We start from the raw sequence: 23,698 nt of genomic DNA on the forward strand, positions 1-23,698 counted from the left end.
TCACCCAAAAAAATAAAAAAAAAAACCCCCCCCCCCCCCCCCCCCCCCCCGCTCCCCCCCCCCCCCCCCCCCCCCCCCTCGCCGCTGTCAGACGCCGCCGTACGGCTCCGCCATCGCCACCGCGATCTTCCGCGGGCCGGTGAACGGCTCGCGGGCGTGCGTGGAGAGCATGTTGTCGATCACCAGCACATCGTGGCGGCGGTAGTCGAAGCGGACCGAGGTGGCCCGGTAGCACTCCCGCAGGTGGTCCAGGACGTCGTCCGGGATCGGCTCGCCGTCGCCGTAGTAGGTGTTGCTGGGCAGGTCCTCCGGCTTGCACATGGCCTGCAGTCCGAGCCTGAGCTCCTCCGGCAGCGTGCTGACGTGGAAGAACGTGGCGTGGTTGAACCAGACCTGGTCGCCGGTGACCGGGTGCTTGTGGACGGCGTCGCGCACCGCCCTGGTCCGCAGCCGGTCGGCCCCGATCCAGGTGGTCTCGATGCCCTGGCCGGCGCAGTGCCGCTCCACCTCCTCGCGGTCGTCGGTGTTGAACACCTCCGACCACGGCAGTCCCAGCCCGCCGCCGTAGTTGCGCACCACCGACCACCTGCGGCGCTCGAACTCCTCGCGCACCGACGGGTCGATCGCCCGGTACAGCGCGCGGGTGGAGGAGAGCGGGGTGGCGCCCCGGGTCAGCGGCGGTTCGATGCAGTAGAAGTAGAGGACCAGCGGCCAGACGGCCTGGTAGGAGTTCTCGTTGTGGGCGAAGATCTCCTCCTGCGGCGGGTACTCGGTCGAGGTGTAGACGTTCCCCTTGATGGACTGCCGGGGCGAGGAGCGCTCGGCGTACGTCAGGGGCTCGCCGGACAGCTCGCGCACCACCGCGTCGAAGCCGTCCACGCCGTCCACCGCGAAGTCGCGGAACAGCAGCGCGCCGTGGGTGCGCAGCTGCTCGCGCAGCTCCTCGCGATGGTGCCGGATGTGCTCGACCAGCCGGTGGTCGCCGCCGTCGACGGTGAGGGGCAGCTGAGGCTCGGTCACACGGATACTCCGTTCGTCAGATCCTGGGTGCGGCCGCCGTCCGCCGTCGCGGGCGTGCGCCGGGGCGCGGGGCCGGAATGTCCGGCCGGGCGGGCGCTGGGGCGGAGCCGGTCGCCGGCGGCCCGGGCCGGGGGATTTTCCCGGCGGTGGCCGACAATTGCGGGGCGACGGCGGTGCGTTGTCCGGGTGGGCGGGCCACCGGGGTGCCAGCACACTATCGCCGGGGGATAGCACGGACAAGGCGGGTGCGTCCCGGATCTCCTTTCCGGTGGCGGGAATTGACGCCCGGGGACGGTCGCCGGCGAGGCGTCCGACCGGGTTGATTGTCGAGTACATGACCTAACGTGCCTGGTCGGGCCGGGTTGCCTCGGGGTTGTCAGTTGCCAGGCTCTGGCAACTGACAACCCCTTGAGCGCTATTGATCAAACCGGCCATGATGGCGATGTCCGAAACGGGGGCCGTGCTTCCCCTCACCGCCGAACGGCGCCAGGAAGCCCGCGGAGCGTATTCCGCCGGCCCCGACCCGGCTACCGGAAGGTAGTTGAACGGCATATTTCCGGCTGCGCCGCGCAGGCCGGTGATTTTCCGTCATCTCCTGTTCCGGTGAACTCCCGTAAATCCTCCAGTGAATGAATTCGGCATGCCCGAAAGCCGAACAGAGGAGTGCAGATGAGCGACGACCAGAACGACGACCGGCAGTACCTCGTGGTCCTCAACGACGAGGAGCAGTACTCGGTCTGGGCGGTCGGCCGGGACGTCCCGGCGGGCTGGCGCACCGAGGGCACCCAGGGCACCAAGGACGAGTGCCTGGCCCGGATCTCCGAGGTGTGGACCGACATGCGGCCGCTGAGCCTGCGGCAGCGGATGGACCAGGGCGCCGACGCCTGACCACCGGGCCCCGCCGCGGGCCCGCCCACCGACCACCCACCACCGAAGGGCAGACCGTGCAGACAATCCCGCCGCCCGGCACCGGGCAGGACGGCACGGCCCAGGCCGCGCCACCGCGGCCGGCCGGGGCACCCGGCGACCCGGCCCCCGGCGGGCTGCTGCACGAGCTGGTCGCGGCCCGTGCGGCCCTGACCCCGCACGCGCCCGCGGTCGCCGCCGGCGGCCACGCGCTGAGCTACGCCGAACTCAACGAGCGGGCCAACCGGCTCGCCCACCACCTGCGCGACCTCGGCGCCGGCCCCGACCGGCTGGTCGGCGTCTGCCTGCACCGCGGCACGGACCTGGCGGTGGCGCTGCTCGCGGTCTGGAAGGCGGGCTCCGCGTACGTCCCGTTCGACCCGGGCCACCCCAAGGACCGCGTCGACTGGGTGCTCGGCGACACCGGCGCCCGCATCGTGGTCACCGAGCAGGCCCTGGCCCCGCTGGTCCGCGCCGACGGCGTCCACCTGGTCACCCTCGACACCGCCGGCCCCGAGCTGGCCGCCCGGCCCGCCACCGACCCGGTCACCGGTGTCACCGCGGACCACCTCGCGTACGTCATCCACACCTCCGGCTCCACCGGGCGCCCCAAGGGCGTCGCGGTCAGCCACCGCGGCATCGCCAACCGGGTCGCCTGGACCGTGCACACCCACGGCCTCGGCCCCGCCGACCGGGTGCTGCAGAAGACCTCGCTCAGCTTCGACGCGGCCGGCTGGGAGTTCTTCGGCCCGCTGAGCAGCGGCGGCACCGTGGTGATGGCCCCCGTCGGGGTCGAACGCGACCCCGCCGAGATGGTCCGTACCGTCGCCCGCGAGCGGATCAGCGTGCTCCAGCTGGTGCCCTCGGTGCTGCGGCTGCTGGTCGACGAACCCGGCTGGGCCGACTGCACCGCCATCCGGCTGGTCTTCTCGGCGGGCGAGCCGCTGCACGCCGAGCTCTGCCAGCGCCTGCTGGCCCGCGCCGACGTCCAGATCTGGAACACCTACGGGCCCACCGAGTGCTCCATCGACGTCACCGCCCAGCACGTCGACCCCGGGCAGCTCACCGGCCCGATCCTGATCGGCCGCCCGATCACCGGCATCCGGCTGCTGGTGCTGGACGGGAACGGCGGCCTCGCGCCGCTCGGCATCCCTGGCGAACTGCACGTCGGCGGTGCCGGCGTGGCCCGCGGCTACGTCAACCGCCCGGACCTGACCGCCGACCGCTTCGTGCCCGACCCGTACGGCCCGCCCGGCGGCCGCCTGTACCGCACCGGCGACCAGGTCCGCTGGCGCGCCGACGGCACCCTCGAGTACCTCGGCCGCCTCGACGGGCAGGTCAAGGTCAACGGCGTGCGGATCGAACCCGGCGAGATCGAGACCGTGCTGGCCGCCCACCCCCGGGTGAGCGCCGCCGCGGTCCTCGCCGTGACCGGCGCCGCCGGCGTCGGCCGGATCGCCGCCTACCTCACCGTCCGCGGCGAGGTCACCCACGAGGAACTGCGCGCCCACTGCCGCGAGCGGCTGCCCGAGTACCTGGTGCCCGCCGTCTTCACCGTGCTCGACGCGTTCCCGCTGACCACCAGCGGCAAGCTCGACCGCAAGGCGCTGCCCGCGCCCGGCGAGCGGCCCGCCGACACCGGCGGGCGGGTGCCGCTGCGCACCCCCACCGAACGCACCGTCGCCGCGATCTGGGCCGACCTGCTGGACACCCCCGACATCGCGGCCGACGACGACTTCTTCCGGCTCGGCGGCTACTCGCTGCTGCTCGGCCGGCTCGCCCAGCGGCTGCGCGCCGCCACCGGCCGCGAACTCGCCCTCGCCGACCTGTTCACCGCCTCCACCGTGCGCGACCAGGCCCGGCTGCTGGAACGCGCCGAGGCCGCGGGCGCCGAGATCACCAAGGTCGACCGCTCGGTGCCGCTGCCGCTGTCGGCCGGCCAGCAGCGGATGTGGTTCCTCGACCAGCTCGCCCCCGGCAGCGCCGAGTACGTGATCCCGCTGTTCCTGCGGCTGCCGGGCGACACCGACCCCGCCCTGCTCGGCCGGGCCCTCACCGCGCTGGCCGCCCGGCACGAGGCCCTGCGCACCCGCTACCCGCTGGCCGACGGCCGGCCCGTCCAGCAGGTCGACCAGCCGGGCGCCGTCGAGCTCGCCGTCACCGACGCCGACGGACCCGCGCTGGTCGACCGCGTCACCGCGGAGATCGCCCGCGGCTTCGGCCTCGCCGACGGCCCGCTCTGGCGCGCCCTGCTCGCCCGGCGCGCCGACGGCTCCGCGCTGCTGCTGCTGACGGTCCACCACATCGCCTGCGACGGCTGGTCGACGGTCCTGCTCAAGCGGGAGCTGCGGGAGCTGTACGCCGCCCTCGTCGACGGCCGCGAACCGGACCTGGCGCCGCTGCCGATCGGCTACCCGGACTTCGCCGTCTGGCAGCGCGAACACTGGCTCACCGAGCAGCTGCGCCAGGACCAGCTCGCCCACTGGCGCGAGGCGCTGGCCGGCCTGCCGACGCTGCCGCTGCCCACCGACCGCCCCCGCCCCGCCCACCGCGAGGCGCACGGCGCGGTCCGGGCCGTCCACATCCCGGCCGCCACCGCGCAGGCGCTGACCGAACTCGGCCGCAGCCGCGGCGCCACGCCGTTCATGACCCTGCTGACCCTCTGGCAGACCCTGCTCGCCCAGCACAGCGGCCAGTGGGACGTCGCCGTCGGCACCCCGGTGGCCGGCCGGGTCCGGCCGGAGACCCGGGGCCTGGTCGGGCTGTTCCTCAACTCCCTGGTGCTGCGCGGCCGACTCGCCCCCGAGCTGGGCTTCGAAGCGGCACTGGACCGGGTCCGGGCCGCCTGCCTGGCCGCCTTCGCCCACCAGGACCTGCCGTTCGAGCAGCTGGTCGAGGACCTCCAGCCGGTCCGCGACCCCTCCCGCACCCCGCTCTACCAGGCCCTGTTCGACCTCCAGGACGAGGGGCTGACCGGCCTGGCCGAGGACGACGGCGCGCTCGCCGAGTTCGGCGGCGCCTGGCACACCACGCCCACCGACCTGGCCCTGATCATGCACCGGCAGGACGACGGCGGCCTGGCCGGCCTGCTGGAGTACGCCACCGCGCTGTTCGACCCGCAGACCGCCGACGCGCTCGCCGACGGCCTGGCCGCCCTCGCCGCCGAGGTTGTCGCCGACCCGGCCGCCGCCCTGGCCACCCTGGACGTGCGCACCGAGGCCGACCGGCGGCGCGCCGCGCTGGAGTGGAACACCGCCGTCCCGGCGGTGAACCCCGCGCCGGCCGCGCCCGCCGGGCACCTGGCCCCGCGCAACCCGTTCGAGGAGCGCCTCGCCGCGATCTGGGCCGAGGCACTGGAGACCGAGGTCGGCGTCCGCGACGACTTCTTCGCGCTCGGCGGCAACTCCCTGCTCGCGGCGACCGTCACCGCCGCCGCCCGGGCCGAACTCGACCTGGACATCCCGGTCCGGGCGCTGTTCGACGGACCCACGGTCGAGCAGTGGGCGCTCGCCCTGGAGGACTTGATCCGGGCGGAGATCGCCCAGCTCAGCGATGAGGACGTCGTGGCCGACACGACCCGTACGAAGGGGCAGCCGGCATGAGTGCTGGAGACACGCAGCAGACCACCCAGGACGCCACCGCCCTGCGCGAGGAGCTGATCCGGCGCCGGATGGCCGGCGGCCGGCCCGCCGCCCCCGCCGCCATCCCCGCGGCGGACCGCACCCGGCCGCTGCCGCTCTCCTTCGGCCAGCGCCAGATGTGGTTCCTGAACCGCCTCGACCCCGACGCCGTCGAGTACCTGGTGCCCCAACTGCTGCGCCTGCGCGGCGAACTGGACCGCGGTGCACTCGCCGCCGCACTCGACGAACTGACCGCCCGGCACGAGATCCTGCGCACCCGGTACGCCCTGGACGGCGAGGAGCCGGTCCAGCTGATCGGCCCGGCCGCCCCGGGCCTGCTGGCCACCGTCGACCTCACCGGCCGGCCCGCCGCCGACCGCGCCCGCCTCGCCGAGGAGCAGGCCCGCCGGCTCGGCGCCCGGCCCTTCGACCTCGAGCAGGACGCACCCCTGCGCGCCACCCTGTACGTGCTGGCGCCCGACGACCACCTGTTCGCCCTCACCCTGCACCACATCGCCTGCGACGAACGCACGCAGGAACTGCTGATGGCCGAACTCTCCGCGCTCTACGGCGCGTTCCGCGACGGCCGGCCCTCGCCGCTGCCCGCCCCCGGCCTCCAGTACGCCGACTACGCCGCCTGGCAGCGCGCGGAGTTCCGCACCCGGCCCGCCGCGATCCGGCAGCTCTCCTACTGGAAGCAGCAGCTGAGCGGCGTCGAGCCGCTCGCGCTGCCCACCGACCGGCTCCGCCCGGCGGTCCGCTCCACCGAGGGTGCGGCGCACCGCTTCACCGTCCCCGCCGCCACCGCCGAGCGGCTGCGCGCACTGGCCGCCGAGCACCGCACCACCCTGTTCACCGTGCTGCTCGCCGGCTACCAGGCCCAGCTCGCCCGCTGGACCGGCAGCACCGACATCGCGGTGGGCACCGTGGTCTCCGGCCGCACCCGCCCGCAACTGCGCGACCTGGCCGGCTACGCCATCAACACCCTGGTGCTGCGCACCCGCTGGGACGGCGACCCGGCCTTCGCCGACCTGCTCCCGCTGGCCCGCACCACCGTGCTGGACGCCTTCGACCGCCAGGACACCCCGTTCGCCTCGCTGGTCGACGAACTCCAGCCCGAGCGCGACCTGTCCGTCACCCCGCTGTTCCAGACCGCGTTCACCCTGCACGACGGGCAGGCCGGCGGACTCACCCTCGGCGGCGTCCGCGCCGAGCAGGTCCCGCTGCCTTGGCAGGTCGCCAAGTTCGACCTCGCCCTGCAGGCCGCCGAACTCCCCGACGGCTCCCTCGGCTGCCAGTTCGAGTACGCCACCGGCCTGTTCGACGAGCCGACCGTGCAGCGGCTGGCCGGCCACCTGACCCGCCTGCTCACCGCCGTCGCCGAACGCCCCGAGGCCCCGCTGTCCGGCATCGAGCTCCTCGACGCCGCCGAACTCGCCGTGGTCGACCAACAGATCCCCGGCGCCCCCAGCGCGTGGGACGGTCGCTGCGCCCACCAGGTCTTCGAGGAGCAGGCCGCCCGCACCCCCGACGCGGTCGCCGTCAGCCACCCCGGCGGCTCGCTCACCTACCGCGAGCTCAACGGCCGCGCCAACCGCCTGGCCCGCCGCCTGCGCGCCCTCGGCGTCGGCGCCGAATCGCTGGTCGGCGTCTGCCTGGAGCGCGGCCCGGAGCTGGTGGTCACCCTGATCGCCGTCCTCAAGTCCGGCGGCGCCTACGTGCCGCTCGACCCGGCGTACCCGTCCGACCGGCTCGCCTACATGGCCGCCGACGCCGCCCTGGCCTGCGTGGTCACCGAGACCGCCCACGCCGGCCTGGTCGCCTCCGTGCACGCCGGCCCCGCCCTGGTCCTCGAGGACATCGCCGCCGAACTGGCCGCCGGGAGCGCCGAGGACCTGCCGCCGCTGGCCACCCCCGACGGCGCGGTCTACGTCATCTACACCTCCGGCTCCACCGGCCGCCCCAAGGGCGTGGTGCTCTCCCACCGGGCCGTCCTGCGGCTGTTCAGCGCCGCCGCCGGCCTGTACGGCTTCGGCGGCGACGACGTCTGGTCCCTGTTCCACTCCTACGCCTTCGACGTGTCCGTCTGGGAGCTGTGGGGCGCCCTGCTGTTCGGCGGCCGCCTCGCCGTGGTCCCCTTCGACGTCGCCCGCTCGCCCGAGGAGTTCCTCGACCTGCTTGTCACCGAAGGCGTCACCGTGCTCAGCCAGACCCCGTCCGCGTTCCGCTCACTGGTCACCCTGGCCGGCGCCGGCGACCCGCGGATCGACCGGCTCACCCTGCGCCACGTGGTCTTCGGCGGCGAGAAGCTGGAGATCGGCGACCTGCGGCCGTGGACCGACCGGCTCGGCCTCGACGCCCCCGCGCTGATCAACATGTACGGCATCACCGAGACCACCGTGCACACCACCTTCCACCGCCTCACCGGCACCGACCTCGCCGCCCCCGCGGTCAGCCCGATCGGCCGCCCGCTGCCCGACCTCGGTGTCCACCTGCTGGACGAGAACGGCCGGCTGGTGCCGGTCGGCGTGGTCGGCGAGATCCACGTCAGCGGCCCCGGCGTCGCCCGCGGCTACCTCAACCGGCCCGACCTCACCGCCGAGCGGTTCGTCCCCAACCCGTTCGGCGCGCCCGGCTCCCGGCTGTACCGCTCCGGCGACCTGGCCCGCCGCCGCGCCGACGGCACCCTGGAGTCGGTCGGCCGGGCCGACGACCAGGTGAAGATCCGCGGCTACCGGATCGAGCTCGGCGAGATCCAGGCCGCCGTCGCCGCCCACCCGGGCGTGCGCGAGGCTGTCGTGATCGCCCGCGAGGACAGCCCGGGCCGCAAGGAACTGGTCGCCTACTGGACCGCCGAACCCGACGGCGGACCCACCGCCGCCGACCTGCAGGCCCTGCTCGGCCAGAGCCTCCCCGGCTACATGATCCCGGCCGCCTTCGTCCGGCTGGACGCCTTCCCGCTCACCGGCAACGGCAAGACCGACCGCCGCGCCCTGCCCGCCCCCGAGCGCACCGGCGCCGGCCAGGACGAGGCCTTCACCGCGCCGCGGACCGTCACCGAGCAGCGGATCGCCGAGGTCTGGTGCCAGGCGCTGGGCCTGGAGCGGGTCAGCGTCGACGCCACCTTCTTCGACCTCGGCGGCGACTCCATCCGCGCGGTCTCCCTGGTCGGCGTCCTGCGCGAGGCCGACTACGACGTCACCGTCCGCGACGTCTTCGAGCACCGCACGGTCGCCGCCCTCGCCCAGTACCTCGGCAACCGGCAGGCGCCGCCCGCGCCGGCCCCGGCCGTGGCACCGTTCCAGCTGATCGACCCGGCCGTCCGCGCCGCCCTGCCCGCCGGGATCACCGACGCCTACCCGCTCTCCCAGGTCCAGCTCGGCATGGTCGCCGAACTCCTCACCGGCGGCAGCACCAACACGTACCACAACGTCACCGCCTTCCGGGTCCGCGACGACCGGCCGTTCGACCCGGACGCGCTGCGCGGGGCCGTGCGCCAGGTGGTCGCCCGCCACGAGGTGCTGCGCACCTCCTTCGAACTCACCGCGTACGGCACCCCGCTGCAGCTGGTGCACGGCGAGGTCGAACCGCAGGTCGCCGTGCACGACCTGCGCGCCCTCGACGAGGCCGGACAGGAGGCCGCCGTCCGGGAGTTCACCGCCGCCGAGCGGGCCAACCCGTTCGACCTCGACGTGCCGCCGCTGATCCGGGTCACCGCCCACCTCGCGGCCGGGAACGACTGGTGGATCTCCATCACCGAGTGCCACCCGGTCCTGGAGGGCTGGAGCTACCACTCGCTGCTGATGGAGACCCTGGAGACGTTCCGCGCGCTGCGGGCCGGCCGGACGCCGCTGGTGCCCGAGACCCCGTCGGTGCGGTTCGCCGACTTCATCGCCGCCGAACTCGACGCCGTCGCCTCCGCCGAGGACCGCGCCTTCTGGCAGGGCGTGCTCGACGAGCACCCGCCGTTCGCGCTGCCGGCCGGCTGGGGCGCGGACCCCGGACAGCCGCGCGAGTACTACCGCGTCCAGATCCCCTACCGGGACCTGGAACCGCAGCTGCGGCTGCTCGCCGTCCGCTCCCGCGCCTCCCTGAAGAACGTCCTGGTGGCGGCGCACCTCAAGGTGCTCGGCCTGCTCACCGAGCAGACGGGCTTCTGCACCGGCCTGGTCTGCGACGGCCGCCCCGAGGCCGTCGGCGCCGACCGGGTGTACGGCATGTACCTCAACACCCTGCCGTTCCCGGCCCGCCGCACCGCCGCCACCTGGCGGGAGTCGGTCCAGCAGGTGCTCGCCGACGAGATCGCGATGTGGCCGCGCCGCCGCTTCCCCATGCCGGTCATCCAGCGCGAACTCGGCGACGGCGGACGCCTGATCGACGTGATGTTCAACCACCAGGACTTCCACCAGGTCGACCTCGGCCAGATCGACGCCGAGAGCGTCATCGACGAGGGCCACACCGAGTTCGGACTGACCGTCACCACCCTCGGCGGCTGCTTCACCCTGGCCAGCGACACCCACACCCTCACCCGCGCCCACACCGAGCGGATCGGCGCCCTCTACCGCGCCGTCGTCGAGGCGATGGCCGCCGACCCCGAGGGCGACGCCACGGCGGCCTTCCTGCCGCCCGGCGAGCTGGAGATCGTCGACCGGCCGGTCGCCGCCACCCCGGACCGCCACGAAGGCCTGTGCGTGCACGAGGTGTTCGAACGGCAGGCCGCCCGGGCGCCGGAGAAGACGGCCGTCACCCACCAGGGCGTGCCGCTCGGCTACGGCGAGCTGAACCGCCGCGCCAACCGCCTGGCCCGGCGCCTGCGCGAGCTGGGGATCGGCCCCGAGTCGCCGGTCGGCGTCTGCCTGGAGCGCGGCGCGGACCTGGTGGTCACCCTGCTCGCCGTCCTCAAGGCCGGCGGCGCCTACGTCCCGCTGGACCCGGCGTACCCGGCGGACCGGCTGGCGTACATGGCCTCGGACGCCGCGCTGGCCTGCGTGGTCACCGAGGAGCGGCACACCGCCCTGGTGGATTCGGTGTTCCGGGGACCGGTGCTGGTCGCCGAGGAGCTGGCGCAGGGCCTGGCCGCGCTGCCCGACCACGACCTGCCGCCGCTCGCCGGGCCCGACAACGCCGTCTACGTCATCTACACCTCCGGCTCGACCGGCCGCCCCAAGGGCGTCACGCTCTCGCACCGCAACGTGGTCGGCCTGTTCGCGGCCACCGAGGACCTGTTCGCGATCTCCGCCGACGACGTGTGGTCGCTGTTCCACTCCTACGCCTTCGACTTCTCGGTCTGGGAGCTGTGGGGAGCGCTGCTGCACGGCGGCCGGGTGGTGGTGGTGCCGTTCGACACCGCCCGCTCGCCCGAGGACTTCCTGGACCTGCTGGTCACCGAGCGCGTCACCATGCTGAGCCAGACGCCGTCGGCGTTCCGCTCGCTGGTCGGCCTGGCTGGCGCCGGCGACCCGCGGATCGGCGAACTCGCCCTGCGCGCCGTGGTGTTCGGCGGCGAGAAGCTCGAACTCGGCGAACTGCGGCCGTGGACCGAGCGGCTCGGCCCGGACGCCCCCGCACTGATCAACATGTACGGCATCACCGAGACCACCGTCCACGTCACCCACCACCGGGTCACCGCCGACGACCTCACCGACCCCGCCGTCAGCCCCGCCGGCCACCCGCTGCCCGACCTCGGCGTGCACCTGCTCGACCCGAACGGCCGGCTGGTGCCGGTCGGGGTGGTCGGCGAGATCCACGTCAGCGGCCGGGGCGTCGCCCGCGGCTACCTCAACCGGCCCGGCCTGACCGCCGAGCGGTTCGTCCCCAACCCGTTCGGCGCGCCCGGCTCCCGGCTGTACCGCTCCGGCGACCTGGCCCGCCGCCGCGCCGACGGCTCCCTGGAGTTCGTCGGCCGGGCCGACGACCAGGTGAAGATCCGCGGCTACCGGATCGAGCTCGGCGAGATCCAGGCCGCCGTCGCCGCCCACCCCGGCGTCCGGGAGACCGTGGTCGTCGTCCGCGAGGACACCCCCGGGCAGAAGGAACTGGTGGCCTACTGGACCGCCGAACCCGGCCACCCGTCCACCGGCGCCGACCTGCGGGCCCACCTCACCACCACGCTCGCGCCGTACATGGTCCCCTCGGCCTTCGTCGAACTGCCCGCCATCCCGCTGACCTCCACCGCCAAGCTCGACCGGCGCGCCCTGCCCGCCCCCGAGCGCACCGCGATGGCCGGCGCCCCCGCCGCCGTCGCCCCGCGCACCGGGACCGAGGAACGGCTCGTGGCCGTCTGGAGCGAGGTCCTCGGCCGGGACGGCATCGGCGTCGAGGACGCCTTCTTCGACCTCGGCGGCGACTCGATCCGGGTCCTCGCCCTGATCGGCGCCCTGCGCACGGCCGGCTTCCAGGTCACGGCCGGCGAGGTCTACCAGCACGCCACCGTCGCCGCGCTGGCCGAGCTGCTCGCCTCCCGCGCCCCGGCCGCCGCCGGCGCGGCGCCCGAACCGGTCCGCCCGTTCGCGCTGATCACCGAGACCGACCGGGCCGCCCTGCCCGCCGACGCCACCGACGCCTACCCGCTCGGTGAACTCCAGCTCGGCATGCTGGTCGAGATGCTCGCCGACCGCGAGCGCAACCGCTACCACAACGTCACCTGCTTCCGGATCGACGACGACCGGCCGTTCGACGACACCGCGCTCGCCGCCGCCGTCGCCCTGCTGACCGACCGGCACGAGATCCTGCGCACCTCCGTGGACATCTCCCGCTACTCCGTCCCGCTGCAGATCGTCCACCGCACCGCCGAGGTCCCCTACCGCAGCTGGGACCTCACCGGCGCCGACCCGCAGGCCCAGCGGGACGCCCTGCGGGCCTTCGTCGCCACCGAGCGGACCGCGCTGTTCGCCGCCGACGACCTCCCGCTGCTGCGGGTCTTCGCCCACGCCGCCGACGACGGCTGGTGGCTGACCGTCACCGAGTCGCACGTCATCCTGGAGGGCTGGAGCCACCACGCCCTGGTGATGGAACTGATCGCCTGCTACCGCAGCCTGCGCGACGGCGCGCAGCCGCCCGCGAAGGGCCGCACCGAGGTGCGCTTCGCCGACTTCATCGCCGCCGAACTCGCCGCACTCGGCTCCGCCGAGGACCGCGACTACTGGCAGCGGATCGTCGCCGACCACGCCCCGGTCACCCTGCCCGCGCACTGGCGGGACGCCCCCGGCACCCCGCGCGAGGCGTTCCAGCAGGTGATCCTGCTGGACGACCTGGCCGACGGCCTCGCCGCCGTCGCCACCGCCGCCCAGGCCTCCGTCAAGAGCGTGCTGCTCGCCGCCCACACCAAGGTGATGAGCGGCTTCACCCCGGCCCGGACCTTCTTCACCGGCCTGGTCGGCCACGGCCGCCCCGAGGTGCCCGGCGCCGAGCACGTCTACGGCATGCACCTCAACACCGTGCCGTTCGCCGCCGAGCGCGGCGCCGCCACCTGGCGCGAACTGATCCGGCAGGTCCTGGACCGGGAGGCCGAGATCTGGCCGCACCGCCGCTACCCGCTGCCCGCCATCCAGCGCGACGCCGGCCGCACCGGCCTGATCCAGATCTCGTTCAGCTACCTCGACTTCCACGCCACCGACGAGCACGTCGACGGCGGACTCGGACTCGGCGAGACGCCCAACGAGATCGGCCTCAACGTCATCGCCTCCGGCCGGGGCATCGTGCTCTCCACCGACACCCACACCATCAGCCGGGCCAACGCCGAGCGGCTGGCCGACATGTACCGAGAGGTGCTGCGCGACATGGTCAACAACCTCGACGGGGACGCCCGCACCGGCGCCGCCCAGCCGATCCGCCCGGCGCAGCCCGCCGCCGACCGGGCGCCCGCGGCGGCCGGCGCCGACGGCACCGGCGCCACCACCATCGGCCTGTTCGAACGCCAGGCCGCCGGCACCCCGGTCGCCACCGCCCTGGTCTCCACCGAGGGCAAGCTCTCCTACGCCCGGCTCAACAACCGCGCCAACCAGTTCGCGCACCGGCTGCTCGCACTCGGCGTACGCCCCGAGACCCGGGTCGCCGTGGTCCTGGACCGCGGACCCGACCTGATCGCCGCCCTGCTCGGCGTCTGGAAGGCGGGCGGCGCGTACGTCCCGCTCGACCCGTCCTTCCCCGACGCCCGGCTGGAGCGGGTGATCCGCGAATCGCACGCCGAGGTGGTCATCACCCACCCCGCCCTGGCCGGCCGGCTCAGCGGCGTCGACCAGCGCAACTGGCTGCTGGTCGACCGCGACGCCCTCGCCGGGCAGCCCACCAGCGCCCCCGGGCTCGACATCGACCCGGACACCCTCGCGTACGTCATCTACACCTCCGGCACCACCGGCCGCCCCAAGGGCGTCGAGGTCACCCACCGCGGCCTCGCCAACTACCTCGCCTGGACCGTCGAGGAGTACGCCTCCCGCGGCACCGGCGGCGCCCCGGTCTTCTCCTCGGTCGCCTTCGACCTGGTGGTGCCCGCCATCTACACCCCGCTGCTGGCCGGCCAGACCGTCCACCTGCTGCCCGCCGACCTGGCGCCCGCCGACCTCGGCAAGCACCTCGCCGACGGCGGCCCGTACAGCTTCGTCAAGCTCACCCCCGCCCACCTGGAGGTGCTGCTCCAGCAGCTCTCCGGCGACGAACTCGCGGGCCTCGCCGGGCTGCTGAGCGTCGGCGGCGAACTCTTCCCCGGCCGGCTGGTGAACACCTGGCTCGACCTGGCCGGCGACACCGGCATCCGGTTCGTCAACGAGTACGGCCCGACCGAGATCACCGTCGCCAACTCCGCCTTCGTGGCGACCGGCCCGCAGCCCGAGACCGTCCCGATCGGCCGCCCGATCACCGCCACCACCATGTACGTGCTCGACCGGGACCTGCGGCCCACCCCGGCCGGGCAGCCCGGCGAGATCTACGTCGGCGGCGTCGGCGTCGCCCGCGGCTACACCGACCTGCCCGCCCTCACCGCCGAGCGCTTCCTGCCCGACCCGTACGGCCGCCCCGGCAGCCGGATGTACCGCACCGGCGACCTCGGCACCGTGCTGCCCGACGGCGACGTCGACTACCACGGCCGGGCCGACACCCAGGTCAAGCTGCGCGGCTACCGGATCGAGCCCGGCGAGATCGAGGTGGTGCTCGGCGCCCACCCGGCCGTCACCCAGTGCGCGGTGATCGCCCGCGAGGACCGGCCCGGCGACGTCCGCCTGGTCGCCTACGTGGTCCCCGCCCAAGCGGCCGCCGGCCTCGACACCGAGGCCGTCCGCGACCACCTCGCCGCCCAGCTCCCCGAGTACATGGTGCCGTCCGCGATCGTCACGCTCGACGCCTTCCCGCTCACCCCGAACGGCAAGCTCGACCGCGGCGCCCTGCCCGAGCCGGTGGCCCCGGCCACCGGCGGCACCACCGGCCGCGCCCCGCGCACCCCGCTGGAGGAGACCCTCGCCGGGCTGTTCGGCGAACTGCTCGGCGTGGAGGGGGTCTCCATCGACGACAACTTCCTCGACCTCGGCGGCCACTCCCTGCTGGTGATCCGCCTGATCGGCCGGATCCGCGCGCTGCTCGACGCCGAACTCGCCATCGACGTGTTCTTCGCCGACCCCACCGTCGCCGCCATCGCCGAACGCCTCGCCGAGGCCCGCCCCACCGAGACCGGCCCCGCCCGCCCCAAGCTGCGCCGGATGACCCGCCCGGAGGAAACCGCGTGATCCCCCTCTCCTTCGCACAGCAGCGGTTGTGGTTCCTCAACCGCCTTGAGGGCGCCGGTTCCTCGTACAACATCCCGGTGGGGCTGCGGCTGACCGGCGCGGTCGACGTGACCGCGCTCCATGCCGCGCTGCGGGACGTGGTGGGACGGCACGAGAGCCTGCGGACGGTGTTCCCGGACGCGGACGGCGTGCCGTACCAGCGAGTGGTGCCGCTGGCGGAGGTCGGAGGGCTGCTGGAGGTGGTCCGCGGCGACGAGGGACTGGCGGCCGCCGCGGCGCACCCGTTCGACGTGACGGCCGACCTGCCGTTGCGGGCCTGGCTGTTCGAGACCGGTGCCGAGGAGTCGGTGCTGCTGATCGTGCTGCACCACATCGCGGCCGACGGCTGGTCGCTGGCACCGTTCGCCCGCGACCTGGGCCGGGCGTACACCGCCCGGGCCGCCGGTGAGGCCCCCGGCTGGGCCGAGCTGGAGGTCCAGTACGCGGACTACACCCTCTGGCAGCGCGAGCTGCTCGGCGAGGAGTCCGACCCGCAGAGCCTCATCTCGCACCAACTCGACCACTGGAAGGCCGTGCTGGCCGACCTCCCGGCCGAACTCGCCCTGCCGGCCGACCGGGTCCGCACCGCCGAGCCGGACGGCGCGGGCGGACTGGTCCAGTTCCGCCTCGACGACACCGTGTTCGCGGGCGCCGCCGCACTCGCCCGGGAGTGCGGGGCGACCGTCTTCATGGTGGTGCAGGCGGCCGTCGCCGCCCTGCTGTCCCGGCTCGGCGCGGGCACCGACATCCCGATCGGCACCCCGGTCGCCGGGCGCACCGACGTCGCCCTGGACGAGCTGGTCGGCTTCTTCGTCAACACCCTGGTGCTGCGCACCGACGTCTCCGGCAGCCCGACCTTCCGCGAGCTGGTCGGCCGGGTCCGGGACACCGACCTCGCCGCGTTCGCCCGCCAGGACGTGCCGTTCGAGCGGCTGGTGGAGGTGCTCAACCCGGTCCGGTCGATGAACCGGCACCCGCTGTTCCAGGTGATGCTCACCTTCGACGACGGCGCACCCGCGGCCGGCCTCGAACTGCCCGGGGTCCGGGTGGAGCCGTACGCCGCCGTCGGCGACCGTGCCAAGTTCGACCTGTCCTTCGGCTTCTCCGACCGGGCCGGCACCGGCCTCGACGGCAGCATCGAGTACTCCGCCGACCTGTTCGACCGGAGCACCGCCGAGGCCGTGCTGGCCCGCTTCCTGCGCCTGCTGGCGGCCGTCGTCGCCGACCCGGACGCCCGGGTCCGCGAGGTCGAGCTGCTCGACCCGGCCGAACTCGCCCTGGTGGACCGGCCGATCGCGGCACCCGCGACCCACGCCCCGGCGCTGCTGCACGAGGTGTTCGAGCGGCATGCGGCGGCCGCACCGGACGCGGTGGCGGTCTCCTTCGAGGGCCGGTCGCTGACCTACGGGGAGCTGAACGCCCGGGCCAACGCACTGGCGTGGCACCTGCGCGGGCTCGGCGTGGGCGCCGAGTCGCCGGTCGGCGTCTGCCTGGACCGCGGCCCGGAGCTGGTGGTCGCCCTGCTGGCGGTGGTCAAGGCCGGCGGGGCGTACGTCCCGCTGGACCCGGCGTACCCGGCCGAGCGGCTGGCGTTCATGGCCACCGACGCGGAGCTGGCGTGCGTGGTGACCCAGCACTCCCACGGCGGCCTGGTGGCCTCGGTGTTCACCGGTGCGGTGGTGGCCCTGGAGGAGCTGCCGGCCGGCCTGCCGACCGGCGACCCGGGCGTGCCGCTGTCGGCGGACGCGGCGGTCTACGTCATCTACACCTCCGGCTCGACCGGGCGCCCCAAGGGCGTCACCCTGTCGCACGCGAGCGTGGTCGGCCTGTTCTCGGCGACCGAGGACCTGTTCGGCTTCTCGGCCGACGACGTGTGGTCGCTGTTCCACTCCTACGCCTTCGACTTCTCGGTCTGGGAGCTGTGGGGTGCGCTGCTGCACGGCGGCCGGGTGGTGGTGGTGCCGTTCGACACCGCCCGCTCGCCGGAGGAGTTCCTGGACCTGCTGGTCACCGAGCGCGTCACCATGCTGAGCCAGACGCCGTCCGCGTTCCGCTCGCTGGTCGGCCTGGCCGGGGCCGGCGACCCGCGGATCGGCGAACTCGCCCTGCAGCATGTCGTGTTCGGCGGCGAGAAGCTGGAGTTCGGCGAGCTGCGGCCGTGGACGGAGCGGCTGGGCCTGGACGCCCCCGCGCTGATCAACATGTACGGCATCACCGAGACCACCGTGCACACCACGTTCCACCGCATCACCGAGGCCGACCTGGCCCGGCCGTTCGCCAGCCCGATCGGTGACCCGCTGCCCGACCTCGGCGTCCACCTGCTGGACGAGTACGGCCAGTTGGTGCCGGTCGGCGTGGTCGGCGAGGTCCACGTCAGTGGCCGGGGCGTCGCCCGCGGCTACCTCAACCGGCCCGGCCTGACCGCCGAGCGGTTCGTCCCCAACCCGTTCGGCGCGCCCGGCTCCCGGCTGTACCGCTCCGGCGACCTGGCCCGGCGGCTCCCGGACGGCACCCTGGAGTCGGTCGGCCGGGCCGACGACCAGGTGAAGATCCGCGGCTACCGGATCGAGCTCGGCGAGATCCAGGCCGCCGTCGCCGCCCACCCGGACGTCCGGGAGGCCGTGGTCATCGTCCGCGAGGACCAGCCCGGTGACCGGCGCCTGGTGGCGTACGTGGTCAGCGCACCCGGGCACGCCGTCCCGCCGGGCGACGTGCTGCGCAAGCACGCCGCCCAGGCGCTGCCGGACTACATGGTGCCCTCGGCGTTCGTGCCGCTGGCCGCCCTGCCGCTGACCGGGCAGGGCAAGCTCGACCGCCGCGCCCTGCCGGCCCCCGAGGCCGACTGGGCCCCGACCGGAGGCCGGGAGCCGCGCTCCGCGACGGAACGGGCGCTGTGCGGCCTGTTCGCGGAGGTGCTGGGGAGGGAGAGCGTCGGGATCGACGACGACTTCTTCGCCCTGGGCGGGCACTCGCTGCTGGTCACCAAGCTGGTCAGCCGGGTCCGGGCCGAGCTCGGCGCCGAGCTGGCGATCCGGACGGTCTTCGAGTCACCGAACGTCGCCGTACTCGCCGAGCGGATCGGCGCCGCCGAGGGAGCCCGCAGCGGACTGCGGGGAGGGGAGCGTCCGGCCGTGGTGCCGTTGTCGTTCGCGCAGCAGCGGTTGTGGTTCCTGAACCGCTTCGAGGGGGCGGGGTCGAGCTACAACATTCCGGTGGGGTTGCGGCTGTCGGGTGTGGTGGATGTGGCCGCGCTGGGTGCTGCGTTGCGGGATGTGGTGGGGCGGCACGAGAGTCTGCGGACGGTGTTCCCGGAGGTGGACGGGGTGCCGTTCCAGCGGGTGGTGCCGTTGGCGGAGGTCGGTGGGCTGCTGGAGGTGGTGTCCGGTGCCGAGGGGGTGGCGGAGGCTGCGGGGTGCTCGTTCGATGTGACCACGGATCTGCCGTTGCGGGCGTGGTTGTTCGAGGTGGGTGCCGGGGAGTCGGTGCTGCTGGTGGTGGTGCACCACATCGCGGCGGATGGTTGGTCGTTGGCGCCGTTCGCGCGTGACCTGGGCGAGGCGTACTCGGCCCGGGTGGCCGGTTCGGCACCCGGGTGGGGTGAGTTGGAGGTGCAGTACGCGGATTACACGCTGTGGCAGCGGGAGTTGCTGGGGGAGGAGTCCGACCCGGCGAGCCTGATCTCCGCCCAGCTCGACTTCTGGCGGACCACCCTCGCCGGCCTGCCCGACGGGCTCACCCTGCCCACCGACCACCCGCGCCCGGCCGAACCGGCGGGCCGGGGCGACCTGGTGCAGTTCCGCCTGGACGACGAGGTGTTCGCGGGTCTGGCGTCCCTCGCGCGGGAGTGCGGGGCGACGGTGTTCATGGTGGTGCAGGCGGCGGTGGCGGCGTTGCTGTCGCGGTTGGGTGCGGGGACGGACATTCCGTTGGGGACGCCGGTGGCGGGCCGGACGGATCAGGCGTTGGACGAGTTGGTCGGGTTCTTCGTGAACACGCTGGTGCTGCGGACGGATGTGTCGGGTGATCCGACGACCGGCGCGGTCGACGTGACCGCGCTCCATGCCGCGCTGCGGGACGTGGTGGGACGGCACGAGAGCCTGCGGACGGTGTTCCCGGACGCGGACGGCGTGCCGTACCAGCGAGTGGTGCCGCTGGCGGAGGTCGGAGGGCTGCTGGAGGTGGTCCGCGGCGACGAGGGACTGGCGGCCGCCGCGGCGCACCCGTTCGACGTGACGGCCGACCTGCCGTTGCGGGCCTGGCTGTTCGAGACCGGTGCCGAGGAGTCGGTGCTGCTGATCGTGCTGCACCACATCGCGGCCGACGGCTGGTCGCTGGCACCGTTCGCCCGCGACCTGGGCCGGGCGTACACCGCCCGGGCCGCCGGTGAGGCCCCCGGCTGGGCCGAGCTGGAGGTCCAGTACGCGGACTACACCCTCTGGCAGCGCGAGCTGCTCGGCGAGGAGTCCGACCCGCAGAGCCTCATCTCGCACCAACTCGACCACTGGAAGGCCGTGCTGGCCGACCTCCCGGCCGAACTCGCCCTGCCGGCCGACCGGGTCCGCACCGCCGAGCCGGACGGCGCGGGCGGACTGGTCCAGTTCCGCCTCGACGACACCGTGTTCGCGGGCGCCGCCGCACTCGCCCGGGAGTGCGGGGCGACCGTCTTCATGGTGGTGCAGGCGGCCGTCGCCGCCCTGCTGTCCCGGCTCGGCGCGGGCACCGACATCCCGATCGGCACCCCGGTCGCCGGGCGCACCGACGTCGCCCTGGACGAGCTGGTCGGCTTCTTCGTCAACACCCTGGTGCTGCGCACCGACGTCTCCGGCAGCCCGACCTTCCGCGAGCTGGTCGGCCGGGTCCGGGACACCGACCTCGCCGCGTTCGCCCGCCAGGACGTGCCGTTCGAGCGGCTGGTGGAGGTGCTCAACCCGGTCCGGTCGATGAACCGGCACCCGCTGTTCCAGGTGATGCTCACCTTCGACGACGGCGCACCCGCGGCCGGCCTCGAACTGCCCGGGGTCCGGGTGGAGCCGTACGCCGCCGTCGGCGACCGTGCCAAGTTCGACCTGTCCTTCGGCTTCTCCGACCGGGCCGGCACCGGCCTCGACGGCAGCATCGAGTACTCCGCCGACCTGTTCGACCGGAGCACCGCCGAGGCCGTGCTGGCCCGCTTCCTGCGCCTGCTGGCGGCCGTCGTCGCCGACCCGGACGCCCGGGTCCGCGAGGTCGAGCTGCTCGACCCGGCCGAACTCGCCCTGGTGGACCGGCCGATCGCGGCACCCGCGACCCACGCCCCGGCGCTGCTGCACGAGGTGTTCGAGCGGCATGCGGCGGCCGCACCGGACGCGGTGGCGGTCTCCTTCGAGGGCCGGTCGCTGACCTACGGGGAGCTGAACGCCCGGGCCAACGCACTGGCGTGGCACCTGCGCGGGCTCGGCGTGGGCGCCGAGTCGCCGGTCGGCGTCTGCCTGGACCGCGGCCCGGAGCTGGTGGTCGCCCTGCTGGCGGTGGTCAAGGCCGGCGGGGCGTACGTCCCGCTGGACCCGGCGTACCCGGCCGAGCGGCTGGCGTTCATGGCCACCGACGCGGAGCTGGCGTGCGTGGTGACCCAGCACTCCCACGGCGGCCTGGTGGCCTCGGTGTTCACCGGTGCGGTGGTGGCCCTGGAGGAGCTGCCGGCCGGCCTGCCGACCGGCGACCCGGGCGTGCCGCTGTCGGCGGACGCGGCGGTCTACGTCATCTACACCTCCGGCTCGACCGGGCGCCCCAAGGGCGTCACCCTGTCGCACGCGAGCGTGGTCGGCCTGTTCTCGGCGACCGAGGACCTGTTCGGCTTCTCGGCCGACGACGTGTGGTCGCTGTTCCACTCCTACGCCTTCGACTTCTCGGTCTGGGAGCTGTGGGGTGCGCTGCTGCACGGCGGCCGGGTGGTGGTGGTGCCGTTCGACACCGCCCGCTCGCCGGAGGAGTTCCTGGACCTGCTGGTCACCGAGCGCGTCACCATGCTGAGCCAGACGCCGTCCGCGTTCCGCTCGCTGGTCGGCCTGGCCGGGGCCGGCGACCCGCGGATCGGCGAACTCGCCCTGCAGCATGTCGTGTTCGGCGGCGAGAAGCTGGAGTTCGGCGAGCTGCGGCCGTGGACGGAGCGGCTGGGCCTGGACGCCCCCGCGCTGATCAACATGTACGGCATCACCGAGACCACCGTGCACACCACGTTCCACCGCATCACCGAGGCCGACCTGGCCCGGCCGTTCGCCAGCCCGATCGGTGACCCGCTGCCCGACCTCGGCGTCCACCTGCTGGACGAGTACGGCCAGTTGGTGCCGGTCGGCGTGGTCGGCGAGGTCCACGTCAGTGGCCGGGGCGTCGCCCGCGGCTACCTCAACCGGCCCGGCCTGACCGCCGAGCGGTTCGTCCCCAACCCGTTCGGCGCGCCCGGCTCCCGGCTGTACCGCTCCGGCGACCTGGCCCGGCGGCTCCCGGACGGCACCCTGGAGTCGGTCGGCCGGGCCGACGACCAGGTGAAGATCCGCGGCTACCGGATCGAGCTCGGCGAGATCCAGGCCGCCGTCGCCGCCCACCCGGACGTCCGGGAGGCCGTGGTCATCGTCCGCGAGGACCAGCCCGGTGACCGGCGCCTGGTGGCGTACGTGGTCAGCGCACCCGGGCACGCCGTCCCGCCGGGCGACGTGCTGCGCAAGCACGCCGCCCAGGCGCTGCCGGACTACATGGTGCCCTCGGCGTTCGTGCCGCTGGCCGCCCTGCCGCTGACCGGGCAGGGCAAGCTCGACCGCCGCGCCCTGCCGGCCCCCGAGGCCGACTGGGCCCCGACCGGAGGCCGGGAGCCGCGCTCCGCGACGGAACGGGCGCTGTGCGGCCTGTTCGCGGAGGTGCTGGGGAGGGAGAGCGTCGGGATCGACGACGACTTCTTCGCCCTGGGCGGGCACTCGCTGCTGGTCACCAAGCTGGTCAGCCGGGTCCGGGCCGAGCTCGGCGCCGAGCTGGCGATCCGGACGGTCTTCGAGTCACCGAACGTCGCCGTACTCGCCGAGCGGATCGGCGCCGCCGAGGGAGCCCGCAGCGGACTGCGGGGAGGGGAGCGTCCGGCCGTGGTGCCGTTGTCGTTCGCGCAGCAGCGGTTGTGGTTCCTGAACCGCTTCGAGGGGGCGGGGTCGAGCTACAACATTCCGGTGGGGTTGCGGCTGTCGGGTGTGGTGGATGTGGCCGCGCTGGGTGCTGCGTTGCGGGATGTGGTGGGGCGGCACGAGAGTCTGCGGACGGTGTTCCCGGAGGTGGACGGGGTGCCGTTCCAGCGGGTGGTGCCGTTGGCGGAGGTCGGTGGGCTGCTGGAGGTGGTGTCCGGTGCCGAGGGGGTGGCGGAGGCTGCGGGGTGCTCGTTCGATGTGACCACGGATCTGCCGTTGCGGGCGTGGTTGTTCGAGGTGGGTGCCGGGGAGTCGGTGCTGCTGGTGGTGGTGCACCACATCGCGGCGGATGGTTGGTCGTTGGCGCCGTTCGCGCGTGACCTGGGCGAGGCGTACTCGGCCCGGGTGGCCGGTTCGGCACCCGGGTGGGGTGAGTTGGAGGTGCAGTACGCGGATTACACGCTGTGGCAGCGGGAGTTGCTGGGGGAGGAGTCCGACCCGGCGAGCCTGATCTCCGCCCAGCTCGACTTCTGGCGGACCACCCTCGCCGGCCTGCCCGACGGGCTCACCCTGCCCACCGACCACCCGCGCCCGGCCGAACCGGCGGGCCGGGGCGACCTGGTGCAGTTCCGCCTGGACGACGAGGTGTTCGCGGGTCTGGCGTCCCTCGCGCGGGAGTGCGGGGCGACGGTGTTCATGGTGGTGCAGGCGGCGGTGGCGGCGTTGCTGTCGCGGTTGGGTGCGGGGACGGACATTCCGTTGGGGACGCCGGTGGCGGGCCGGACGGATCAGGCGTTGGACGAGTTGGTCGGGTTCTTCGTGAACACGCTGGTGCTGCGGACGGATGTGTCGGGTGATCCGACGTTCCGTGAGCTGGTGGGCCGGGTGCGGGATGCGGATCTGGCGGCGTTCGCGCACCAGGATGTGCCGTTCGAGCGGTTGGTGGAGGTGCTGAACCCGGTCCGGTCGATGGACCGGCACCCGCTGTTCCAGGTGATGCTCACCTTCGACGACGGCGAGGTGGCCGGCGGCCTGGAGCTGCCCGGCATCGCGGTCGAGCCCGTCGCGACGATCGGCGACACCGCCAAGTTCGACCTCTCCTTCGGCTTCTCCGACCGCGCCGGTGCCGGTCTGGACGGCAGCGTCGAGTTCTCGGTGGAGTTGTTCGACCGGGTGACGGCGGAGTCGTTGGTGGCGCGGTTGGTGCGGTTGCTGGCGGGTGTGGTGGCCGATCCGGATGGTCGGGTGGGTGCGG

5 protein-coding genes are annotated in these 23,698 nt (G+C 74.2%); 4 read left to right on the forward strand and 1 reads right to left on the reverse strand.

Translation table 11 applies throughout. From position 1 onward, the window contains the following. Window positions 1-87 precede the first annotated feature (87 nt). Window positions 88-1,020 carry a TauD/TfdA family dioxygenase gene (locus AC2TEW_RS34590; protein WP_484627230.1) on the reverse strand — a complete coding sequence of 311 codons (933 nt, stop codon included), beginning with the start codon at window positions 1,018-1,020 and terminating at the stop codon, window positions 88-90. Window positions 1,021-1,689: 669 nt separating this feature from the next. On the opposite strand from AC2TEW_RS34590, the gene AC2TEW_RS34595 reads away from it, so the two are divergent. The 4 genes from AC2TEW_RS34595 to AC2TEW_RS34610 form a co-directional block, all read left to right on the forward strand. Continuing rightward, the gene (locus AC2TEW_RS34595) at window positions 1,690-1,908 is read left to right on the forward strand and encodes an MbtH family protein (RefSeq protein ID WP_484627231.1); all 219 of its coding nucleotides are present in this window, start codon (window positions 1,690-1,692) and stop codon (window positions 1,906-1,908) included. Window positions 1,909-1,964: 56 nt separating this feature from the next. Continuing rightward, a complete protein-coding gene (locus AC2TEW_RS34600) occupies window positions 1,965-5,528 on the forward strand; it encodes a non-ribosomal peptide synthetase (RefSeq protein ID WP_484627232.1) in 3,564 nt (1,187 codons plus the stop codon). Next, window positions 5,525-15,259 (forward strand): non-ribosomal peptide synthetase, encoded by a 9,735-nt coding sequence (locus AC2TEW_RS34605; protein WP_484627233.1) that lies wholly within the window; start codon window positions 5,525-5,527, stop codon window positions 15,257-15,259. The genes AC2TEW_RS34600 and AC2TEW_RS34605 overlap by 4 nt, the downstream gene beginning before the upstream one ends. Beyond that, window positions 15,256-23,698 (forward strand): non-ribosomal peptide synthetase (locus AC2TEW_RS34610; RefSeq protein WP_484627234.1); only part of this gene is annotated, 8,443 nt, incomplete at its 3' end. The genes AC2TEW_RS34605 and AC2TEW_RS34610, both read left to right, overlap by 4 nt.

Source organism: Kitasatospora sp. NEAU-CNBT7 (genome assembly GCF_057220535.1).

Coding starts and splice junctions, on each gene's coding strand:
- AC2TEW_RS34595 (WP_484627231.1), top strand. CDS start 1,690: ATGAGCGACGACCAGAACGACGACCGGCAGTACCTCGTGGTCCTCAAC.
- AC2TEW_RS34605 (WP_484627233.1), top strand. CDS start 5,525: ATGAGTGCTGGAGACACGCAGCAGACCACCCAGGACGCCACCGCCCTG.